Source organism: Sorangium sp. So ce834, assembly GCF_051521425.1.
Taxonomy (GTDB): Bacteria; Myxococcota_A; Polyangia; order Polyangiales; family Polyangiaceae; genus Sorangium; species Sorangium cellulosum_D.
Genome location: NZ_CP150351.1, coordinates 4063198 through 4072500 on the forward strand (window position 1 = coordinate 4063198; position 9303 = coordinate 4072500).

The window sequence follows — 9303 nt, forward strand, 5'->3', positions numbered from 1 at the left end:
GCCGAGCTCGCACGCCCTGGCACGACTCTTGATAACGCGCTGCGTCGCCCGCCTCGGGTAGGTGCTACGGCGCTGATGCGCGCGTGCGGGAACGAGTATACCTGGGGGCGCCGCCGGGGTTGCGGCGCTTGAGGAGATGCCTGTGCTGGCTGCGCCGTTGCTCGATGCCCTGATCGATCGCGCTCTGGAAGAAGATCTCGCGGGAGGCGATCTCACCACCGAGGCCTGTGTCGAGGCTTCAGCGCGCGCGACCGCGAAGGCGGTGGCGCGCAAGCCGCTCGTCGTTTGCGGCGGGGACGTGTTTCACCGCGTCTTTCAGCGACTGGATCCGCAGGTCGAGGGCGAGGTGCTGATCGCGGACGGCACCGCGGTCGACACCGGCGCCGTGCTCTGGACGGTGCGCGGCCTCGCGCGCACGCTCCTCAGCGCGGAGCGCACCGCGCTCAACTTCGCGCAGCGCATGAGCGGCGTCGCCTCCGAGGCGCGCCGCTACGCCGCGGCGATCCCGCAGGGGTCCGGCGTGCGCATCACCGACACCCGCAAGACGACGCCCGGCCTGCGCGCGCTGGAGCGCTACGCGGTGCGCGTCGGAGGCGCGCACAACCACCGCGACAGCCTCGGGAGCGCCGTGCTCATCAAGGACAACCACATCGTCGCGGCGGGCGGTATCGCCACCGCCATCGCCCGCGCGCGGGCGCGCGCCCCGCACACGACGAAGATCGAGGTCGAGGTCGCCTCGCTCCGCGAGCTCGACGAGGCGCTCTCTGCCGGCGCGGACATCATCATGCTCGACAACTTCACGCTGGCCGACGTCAAGACGGCGTCCGCGCGCGTCCGGTCGGCGCAGCACGGCCGGCCTCTCCTCGAGGTCTCCGGCGGGATCACGCTGGAGCGCATCCCCGAGCTCGCCGCGGCGGGCATCGACATCATCAGCGTCGGGGCGCTGACGCACTCGGCGCGCTCGGCCGACATCGCGCTGGATCTCTCGCTGTGAGGCGGCTCGACGCCGGGGCCATCGAGCGCGAGCTCGCGCGCCTCGGCGCGCCGATCGGGAGGCCGCTCGCCGTCGCGCCGGAGACGGCGTCGACGAACGACGACGCCCGGAGCGCGGCGGCCGCCGGGGCCCCGCACGGGGCGGCGTTCCTCGCCGACGCGCAGACCCAGGGCCGCGGGCGCGGCGGGCGCGCCTGGCACTCTCCGCCCGGGGAGAACCTGTACCTGTCGGTCGTGCTGCGCCCCGGCCTGCCGGCGAGCAGCGTGGCCCCCATCGCCCTCGTCATGGGCCTCGCCGTGGCGTCGGTCGTCGAGCAACGGCTCGCGCGGCTCGCGCCCGGTTCGCGCCGCGGCGACGGCGCCGCCGCCGAGGTGCGGCTCAAGTGGCCGAACGACGTGCTCGCCGGGGGCCGCAAGCTGGCGGGGATCCTGGTCGAGGCCCAGCTGCGCGGCGAATCGGTGACCAGCGTGATCGTCGGCGTCGGGCTGAACGTCCACGCGTCGAGCTTCCCGCCGGAGCTCTCGGGCCGGGCCACGTCGCTCGCGATGCTCGGGATCGACGACGTCCCGCGCGAGCTCCTCGCGGCGGAGCTGCTCCAGGCGATCGGCGACGCCGCGGCGAGGTTCGAGGCGGGGAGGCTCGCGCCCTTCGCGGAGGATCTCGCCCGGATGGATTGGCTGCGCGGCCGCCGCGTCGAGGTCGCCGGCGTGGCCGGCGTCGCGGCGGGGATCGACCCGGAGGGGCACCTGCTGATCCGCGGAGGGGACGGCGTCCTCCGCGCGGTGGCGGCGGGCGAGGTCAGCGTCATCACCGGCTGAGCGCCTCGCGCCGCTTGCGTTGCGCGGTCGGCGCGGCCAAAGCTTGCGCCCCCATCGCGGATCGCCGGCGGCGCGGAGCCGCCGAGGCCGGCCCGGGCTCCTCGGAGGCGTCGCTTCCTTGAAAGAAGACACCCTCGTCGTCCACGAAATCTACGCCAGCGTGCAGGGCGAATCGACGTTCGCCGGGCTGCCGTGCACCTTCGTCCGGCTCACCGGGTGCAACCTGCGCTGCGCCTGGTGCGACACCTCGCAGGCGTTCTACGGCGGCAAGCGCCTCCGCCGCAGCGACGTCCTCGAGCGCGCGCTCGCCCTCGGCACGTCGCTCGTGGAGCTCACGGGCGGGGAGCCCCTCCTCCAGCCCGGGTCGCTCCCGCTCCTCAAGGAGCTCTGCGACGCCGGCCGCACGGTCCTCGTCGAGACCAGCGGCGAGGCGGACGTGTCGCGGGTCGACCCGCGCGTGCACAAGATCATGGATCTGAAGGCGCCCGGATCCGGGGAATCCCACCGGAACCGCTGGTCGAACCTGGACCATCTCACGCCGCGCGACGAGATCAAGTTCGTGCTCGCCGATCGGGCGGACTACGAATGGATGCGGGGCACCATCCGCGAGCGCCGCCTCGACGCGCGCGGCGTGACGCTGCTCGCCTCGTGCGTCTGGGGCAAGCTCGCGCCGAGAGATCTCGTCCAGTGGGTGCTCGACGACGGCCTTCGCGTCCGTGTGCAGGTCCAGCTCCACAAGGTGATCTGGGGCGCCGACGCGCAGGGGGTCTGACCCGCGGGGCCGCCCCCCTCCACGCTCGGCTCGTGAGGGGAGGGGCGGCGGCGTCCCCTCGCGGCGTCAGCGCTCGCCGCGCAGGAACTGCTCGAAGTCGTCGACGTCGCGGGGCGAGCCGAGGACGAGCGGCACGCGCTCGTGGAGCGACTTCGGCACCCGATCGAGGATGCGATCGGAGCCCGTGCTCGCCTTGCCGCCGGCGGCCTCGAAGATGAAGGCGAACGGGTTCGCCTCGTAGAGCAGCCGCAGCTTGCCCTGGCCGCTTCGATCGGCGGGGTAGGCGAAGATGCCGCCCTTGAGCAGCGTCCGGTGCGCATCCGCCACCAGCGATCCCACGTACCGGGCGCCGTAGGGCCTCCCCTCGTGCTTGTTCTCCTCCTTGATCCACGTGTTCCAGCGGCGCACGTCCTCGGGCCACCGCGCGCTGTGGCCCTCGTTGATCGAGTAGGTCGAGCCGCGCTCCGGGATCCGGATGTTCTCGTGAGAGAGGAAAAATTCGCCGACGGTCGGATCGTACGTGAACCCGTGCACGCCGCCGACGCCAGTGGTGATGACGAGCAGCGTCGACGACCCGTAGAGCACGTAGCCGGCCGCGACCAGATCGCGGCCGGGGCGAAGGAAATCCGAGGCGTCGGCGCCCATCTTGGCGTCGCTCTTGCGGAGCACGCCGAAGATCGTGCCGATCGAGATGTTCACGTCGATGTTCGACGATCCGTCGAGCGGGTCCACGACGACGATGTACTTGGCGCGCGGATCCGTAGAGAGGAGCCTCATTTCGCCGAGCTCCTCGCTCACCACGGCGGCGCAGTGCCCGCGCCGTCCGAGCACGCTGAGCAGCGTCTCGTTGGCGACCTCGTCGAGCTTCTGCACGACCTCGCCCTGCACGTTCGTCTGCCCGGTGTACCCGAGGACGTTGGCGAGGCCGGCGCGCCGGACCTTCGACGTCACGAGCTTCGCCGCCAGGCCAAACTGGTTCAGCAGGGAGGTGAACGCCCCCGTCGCCGCGGGGAACCCGAGCATTCCCTCGAGGATGTACGTCTCGAGCGTGATCCCGATGCGCGACTGCGCGTCGGGCGGCTTCCAGCTCAGATTCCGTTGGTCCGATGAGAGCGACATGATCCCTCCGCGTGATGGCAAGGACGTCGCCGCCCCGCCACGTGCTCGCGCTCGCGGCCTCTGCTGCTGACTGCTCCCGCAGAGCCGAACGGCGCGGCCACGAGAATTGCGTATCCGACGGCTCCGTACAACATCCTCCAAGCGCTGATCTACCGGGGTGTTCGGCTCGATACGTTCGTCTCGGGTCCTCGGACGATGCCAGGGCTCCCTCGCTCGCTGGCCTCGGCCCGGGGCCACGGGCAGGGCGGCTCGGGCTCACGCCCAGGTCGGCCGCGCGTTCCGGCAGCAACCCCTCCACGGAGTGATTCATGGCGCTCACCTCCCGCGTAGAGCAGATCCTCTCTTGGTACGCCTCGGAGAACCCCGGCACGCTGACGAACCTCGTCCGGCTGCTCAACCACGGCGCGCTCGCGGGCACCGGCAAGATGGTGATCCTGCCCGTGGACCAAGGCTTCGAGCACGGCCCCGTGCGATCGTTCGCTCCGAACCCCGAGGCCTACGATCCCGACTACCACTTTCAGCTCGCGATCGACGCTGGGTGCAACGCGTATGCGGCGCCGCTCGGGTCGTTGCAGGCGGGCGCGGCCAGGTTCGCGGGGCAGGTGCCGCTGATCTTGAAGCTCAACAACAGCGACACGCTGGCGAAAGTGGAGCAACCCCTGTCCGCGGTGACCGGATCGGTCGACGAGGCGCTCCGCCTCGGCTGCGTCGGCGTCGGCTACACCATCTACCCCGGGTCCGGCGCGAGAAACCGGATGTACGAGGACCTCCGCGAGATCGCCCTCGAGGCCAGGCGCAAGGGCCTGGTCGTCATCGTCTGGAGCTACCCGCGCGGCGCCGGGCTGTCGAAGCAGGGCGAGACGGCCGTCGACGTCTGCGCCTACGCGGCGACCATCGCGGCTCAGCTCGGCGCGCACATCATCAAGGTCAAGCCGCCGACGGCTCATGTCGAGCAGGAGGAGGCGAGAAAGATGTACGAAAAATACGGAATCCCCATCCAGACGCTCGCCGAGCGGGTCCGCCACGTCGTGCAGGCGACCTTCAACGGCAAGCGGGTGGTGATCTTCTCGGGCGGAGAATCCAAGGCGACGGACGCCGTGCTGGAGGAGGTGCGCGAGATGGCCGCGGGCGGGTCCTTTGGCTCGATCATGGGGCGCAACGCGTTCCAGCGCCCGCGCGCCGAGGCGCTGAAGCTCCTCGCCGACGTCATCCACATCTACAGGTCGGGGCGCTGACGCCCATCGATCAGCCGCTCGGGGCGGGACGCTCGGGCCGCCGTCCCCGTGAGCGTCGCCGCGCGGGGCACCGCCGGCGGAGGCGCCGCGCGACCCGCCGCAGAGGCGCCGTGGCGCCCGTCGCTGCCGGTCGCCGATCGCCAAGCCCGAGCGGCGCCGCACCCCCCGCGCCCGGGAGCGCGCTCCCCCGCGCCTCGGGCCGACCGCCTGCGGCATCGTCCACGTCGACGGGGTTAGCCCTTCGTGATTAGATGCCGCGCTGGATACACCCCCCCGTCCGGGCTCAGGAGACCGCATGCCGATCAAAGTGAACCTCGCCTCGTCAGACCCGCTGAGCCTCGCCGTCGACGTCCTCGTCATCGGCGTGCCTGAAGGCGCTTCGACGGGTGAGGGCGTGCTCGCGAGGCTCGTGGAGGCGCTTGGCGAGTCCGTGGCCCACCAGGTCAAGCGTGACGACTTCACGGGGAAGAGGGATCAGAGCGTCGATTTCACGACGCGCGGCGCGCTGAAGCCTGGCCGCGTGCTGCTGCTCGGGCTCGGGTCCGGCAAGCTCACCGACATCGATGTCCGGCTGCTCGCGGCGAAGGGGGCGCGCTTCGCGAGCGGCGTGCGCGCCGAGAGCGTCGCGGTCGTGGTGCCGCCCGGCGTCGAGCGCGCGGAGCGGTCTGCCGCCGAGGGCCTCGTGCTCGGGTCCTACCGGTTCACCCGCTACTTCACGGGCGATCGCGTGCCCAAGTTCGGGCTCGCGCGCGGCACCGTGGTCGTCGAGGGCAAGCCGGGCAAGGCGGCGCGCGACGCCGTCGCGCTCGGCCAGCAGGTCGGCGAGGCGATCTGCGTCGCGCGCGACCTCGTCAATGAGCCGCCGAACGAGATGTATCCGGAGGCGCTCGCGCGCGTCGCCGCCGAGGTCGGCAAGCAGCACGGCCTCAAGGTGACGGTGTTCGACAAGGCCGCGCTGATCAAGCGGGGCATGAAGCTCATCATGGCGGTGGGGCAGGGGAGCGCGCGGGAGCCCCGGCTGGTCCACATGATCTACGCGCCTCCCGGCAAGCCGAAGGGGAAGCTGGTCTTCGTGGGCAAGGGGCTGACGTTCGACAGCGGCGGCCTCTGCATCAAGCCCGCTCAGGGCATGGAAGAGATGAAGGGCGACATGGGCGGCGCCGCGAACGTGATCGCGCTGATGGCCGCCGTCGCGGCCGCCAAGCCGAGCGTCGAGGTCCACGGCATCATCGGCACGGCCGAGAACATGCCCGACGGCGCGGCCTACCGGCCGGGCGACATCTTCGGCTCCCTCGACGGCAGGACGGTGGAGATCATCAACACCGACGCCGAGGGGCGCCTCGTCCTCGCCGACTGCCTCGCCTATGCGCGCGCGCTCAAGCCGGATCTCATCGTCGACAACGCGACCCTCACGGGCGCCTGCGTCGTGGCCCTCGGCCCCACGGTGTCGGGCTTCTTCTCGAACCGCGAGGATCTCGCGGATCGCCTGCGGGGCGCCGCGAAGGCGGCGGGCGAGTCGATGTGGCAGCTGCCGCTGGTCGACGAGCTCCGCGACGGCCTGAAGAGCGACTGGGCCGACATCAAGCACACGGCCGACCGCTGGGGCGGGGCGATCACCGCGGCCCTGTTCCTGCGCGAGTTCGTGGGGGACGTCCCCTGGGCCCACGTGGACATCGCCGGCCCGTCGATGGCGAGCAAGCCCTACGGCATCTTCTCCAAGGGCGGGACGGGTCACGGCGTGCTTACCTTCCTCCGCCTCGTCGAAGGCTTCACCGGCTGAACCGTGCAACTCCGCCGTAAGCTCGCGCGCGCCATGGGCCGCGCCATCACCGACTTCGACATGATCGCCGACGGCGATCGGATCCTCTGCGCCGTCTCGGGGGGCAAGGACAGCTACGCGCTGCACGCGCTCCTCGTCGACCTCGCGCGCCGCGCGCCGGTCCGGTTCAGCGTGATCGCGGTCAACATCGACCAGGGACACCCGGGCTATCCCGGGCACCTCCTGTCCGACTACATGGCCGCGGGCGGCCACGAGTTCCGGATGATCTCCGAGGACACCTACTCGATCGTCACCGAGAAGATCCCCGAGAACAAGACGTACTGCTCGCTGTGCTCCCGCCTGCGGCGAGGCATCCTCTACCGCGTCGCGCGCGAGCTCGGGTGCTCCAAGATCGCCCTCGGCCACCACCGCGACGACGCCGTGACGACGCTGCTGTTGAACCTGATCTTCGCCGGCCAGCTGAAGTCCATGCCGCCGAAGCTCATCTCCGACGACGGCGACAACGTCGTGATCCGCCCGCTCATCTACTGCGCCGAGGCCGAGCTCGCCGCGTTCGCCGCGGAGGAGCGCTTCCCCATCATTCCCTGCGATCTGTGCGGGTCACAGGAGAACCTCCAGCGCAAGGCCGTGAGCCGGCTGCTCGCGGAGCTCGACGAGCGCCACCCCGGGGCCCGGCAGAACATGCTCGCCGCCCTCGGCAACGTGCGCCCGAGCCACCTCTTCGACACGGGCCTCTGGAAGCGGCTCGGGCTCGAGGTCGCCCGGGAGGAGGGGGGCGCGAGCAGCGAGGCAGGCGCCGGCGCGCCGGCGCCGGATGTGCTGCCCGTGGGCCACCTGCTCAGAAACCTGGCCTAGCGGCTCGCGCATGAGCACGGAGGCTCCCGGCGCGATCTCGATCGGCGCTCCGCGCGAGGCGGAGGCGAGCGCGTCCGCGTCCGGCGAGCGCGGCGGAACGCTGGCGCGCAGGGGCGATGGACCGTCCGCGGCGGATGGCCCCGAGCCGGCGCAGCCCGGAGCGGGGCGCCGGGGCCTCGGGGAGGGGCGCGCCCCGCAGGCGTTGCTGGCGGCGGTCGTCGCCTGGATGATCACGGTCGCTCCTGCCGGGTTCGGCCGCGGCGCGCCCGTGTCCGCCAGCGTCGCCGCCTCGCTCGCCTTCCTGTGCGGCATCGCCGCGCCGCTGCTCGCCGCCTCCCACCGCCGGGCGGCGCGGCACCTCGGCATCTCTGTCTTTCTGGCGCTCGTCACGCTGACGTGGCTGCTCGCCGCGCCCTCCCTTCAGCCGTCCCGCCTCGACCCGGTCCGGGCGGCCATCGGTGGGATCGCCTGGGGCCTCTTCGCGCTTTCCTGGCGCGACCGCTGGGAGGTGCGGCGCCCGCCGGAGCCGGACCCGGACGTCCCCCTCCTGCTCCTGCAGCCTCGGGCCCACCTGCCCCCGCTCGCCGCCGTGATCGTCGCGTTCGGCGCGCTGGTGAGCCTCGCCATCCTCGTGCTCGCGTGGCGGGTCCGGGACCCGGACCGCGCCCTCCTGGCCCAGGCCGTCGCCGTGGTCTGCGCCGTCGCCCTGATCACCGCGGCCTCCGGCGTCGCGGTCGCCCGCGGCCGCCGACACACGGCGGGCGCGCGGCGGCTCACCCACCGCGCCGTCCGGCAGCTGCTGGTCTTGATCGTCTTCGCCGTCCTGGGGGCGGTCGTGATGATGCTGCGCTGAGCAGCGGCCCGGCCGCCGCTCGCCGAGAGCCGCTGCCCTGCAGCGGCCCCGCATCCCCGCCGGTTCCACGTCAAATCGCGTTACACTCACGCGCGTGTCCCGCGCAGTCGATGTCTTCGCGATTCTGCTCCTCGTCGCCGCCGCGTTCTCCTTCGCCTTCGGTGTCCACGCGCTCGGCGATCGCCAGGATTTCAAGGCCATCTACCTCCTGGTGATCGGCGGGCTCTCGCTCAAGGCGTCCACGGAGATCCTTCGCCCCCGCGGGGGCAGCGCGTGAGCCCTGGGCGCCGAGGGATCGCGGCCGTCGCGTGCCTGTGCGCGTGCGCGGCCTGGGCCGCGTCGTCGACGTCCGCGCGGGGGGCGCCGCCGCTCCCGGCCGACGTGGCGGCCCGCGTGGGCGCGCTCGACATCTCCGTCGAATCGGTGGCTCGCATCGCGGCGGCGCAGCACATCTCGCCCGCGCAGGCCCGGGACGCCGCGATCCGCGACGCGCTCCTCGCCGCCGCGGCGCGAGACCGCGGCCTCGATCGCGACGCCGACGTGCAGCGCGACATCAGCGCGGTGCTCGCGCGCCGCCTGCTCCACCGACTGAAAGAGGAGGCGGAGAACGCCGGCCCCGTGACGGACGACGAGCTGCGCGCGGCGACCGAACGGCACTGGCTCGACCTCGATCGACCCGAGGGATACCGCACCGTTCACGCCGTCGTGCGGCTCTCGGCGGACGCCGGCGAGGCCACCCGTGACAAGGCGCGGGCGCTCGCCGACGCGATCCGGACGGCGGTGCTGTCCTCGCGCGAGGTCGCCCGGAGCTCCGAGCCGCCGCCCGCCGAGGGGGCGCGGCAAGCTCCCAGCGATCCGGCCGCCGACGCGTTCATCC

General features: G+C 72.4%; 10 protein-coding genes (1 of these 10 only partly in view). 9 read left to right on the forward strand and 1 reads right to left on the reverse strand.

Going from position 1 to position 9303, the window contains the following annotated elements; genetic code table 11:
- The first annotated feature begins 142 nt into the window (after positions 1 to 142).
- From nadC to WMF20_RS14845, 3 genes are all read left to right on the forward strand, one after another.
- Positions 143 to 994, forward strand: coding sequence for a carboxylating nicotinate-nucleotide diphosphorylase (gene nadC / locus WMF20_RS14835; RefSeq protein ID WP_437614180.1), 852 nt, complete (start codon positions 143 to 145; stop codon positions 992 to 994).
- Positions 991 to 1812 (forward strand): biotin--[acetyl-CoA-carboxylase] ligase, encoded by an 822-nt coding sequence (locus WMF20_RS14840; RefSeq protein WP_437614182.1) that lies wholly within the window; start codon positions 991 to 993, stop codon positions 1810 to 1812. The genes nadC and WMF20_RS14840 overlap by 4 nt, the downstream gene beginning before the upstream one ends.
- A 118-nt stretch (positions 1813 to 1930) precedes the next feature.
- A complete protein-coding gene (locus tag WMF20_RS14845; protein WP_437614184.1) occupies positions 1931 to 2584 on the forward strand; it encodes a radical SAM protein in 654 nt (217 codons plus the stop codon).
- 66 nt (positions 2585 to 2650) lie between these two features.
- Here the strand turns inward: WMF20_RS14845 and fbp are convergent, their stop codons facing one another.
- Positions 2651 to 3703, reverse strand: coding sequence for a class 1 fructose-bisphosphatase (gene fbp, locus WMF20_RS14850; protein WP_437614186.1), 1053 nt, complete (start codon positions 3701 to 3703; stop codon positions 2651 to 2653).
- 308 nt (positions 3704 to 4011) lie between these two features.
- Here fbp and WMF20_RS14855 point away from each other — a divergent pair, with 308 nt between their 5' ends.
- The 6 genes from WMF20_RS14855 to WMF20_RS14880 all read left to right on the forward strand — a co-directional run.
- Complete coding sequence (locus WMF20_RS14855; RefSeq protein ID WP_437614188.1) at positions 4012 to 4938, forward strand: class I fructose-bisphosphate aldolase; 927 nt, start codon at positions 4012 to 4014, stop codon at positions 4936 to 4938.
- A gap of 295 nt (positions 4939 to 5233) precedes the next feature.
- Positions 5234 to 6718 carry a leucyl aminopeptidase gene (locus tag WMF20_RS14860; RefSeq protein ID WP_437614190.1) on the forward strand — a complete coding sequence of 495 codons (1485 nt, stop codon included), beginning with the start codon at positions 5234 to 5236 and terminating at the stop codon, positions 6716 to 6718.
- Between the two features lie 3 nt (positions 6719 to 6721).
- Positions 6722 to 7573 carry a tRNA 2-thiocytidine(32) synthetase TtcA gene (gene ttcA, locus WMF20_RS14865; protein WP_129574971.1) on the forward strand — a complete coding sequence of 284 codons (852 nt, stop codon included), beginning with the start codon at positions 6722 to 6724 and terminating at the stop codon, positions 7571 to 7573.
- Positions 7574 to 7583: 10 nt separating this feature from the next.
- Entirely contained in the window at positions 7584 to 8426 is an 843-nt protein-coding gene (locus WMF20_RS14870) for a hypothetical protein (protein ID WP_437614192.1), read from the forward strand.
- A gap of 94 nt (positions 8427 to 8520) precedes the next feature.
- On the forward strand, positions 8521 to 8703 hold the full coding sequence (locus WMF20_RS14875) for a hypothetical protein (protein WP_020735049.1): 183 nt from the start codon (positions 8521 to 8523) through the stop codon (positions 8701 to 8703).
- On the forward strand, positions 8700 to 9303 hold the 5' portion of the coding sequence (locus WMF20_RS14880) for a peptidylprolyl isomerase (RefSeq protein ID WP_437614194.1). It continues 380 nt past the right edge of the window; the window shows 604 of its 984 coding nt (coding positions 1-604); it begins with the start codon at positions 8700 to 8702; its stop codon lies beyond the right edge, outside the window. Before WMF20_RS14875 ends, WMF20_RS14880 begins: the two co-directional genes overlap by 4 nt.

What these genes read in the sequence shown, in the direction of transcription:
- fbp (WP_437614186.1), bottom strand. Translation starts at nt 3,703, where the DNA reads ATGTCGCTCTCATCGGACCAACGGAATCTGAGCTGGAAGCCGCCCGAC.
- WMF20_RS14855 (WP_437614188.1), top strand. Translation starts at nt 4,012, where the DNA reads ATGGCGCTCACCTCCCGCGTAGAGCAGATCCTCTCTTGGTACGCCTCG.
- WMF20_RS14860 (WP_437614190.1), top strand. Translation starts at nt 5,234, where the DNA reads ATGCCGATCAAAGTGAACCTCGCCTCGTCAGACCCGCTGAGCCTCGCC.
- WMF20_RS14870 (WP_437614192.1), top strand. Translation starts at nt 7,584, where the DNA reads ATGAGCACGGAGGCTCCCGGCGCGATCTCGATCGGCGCTCCGCGCGAG.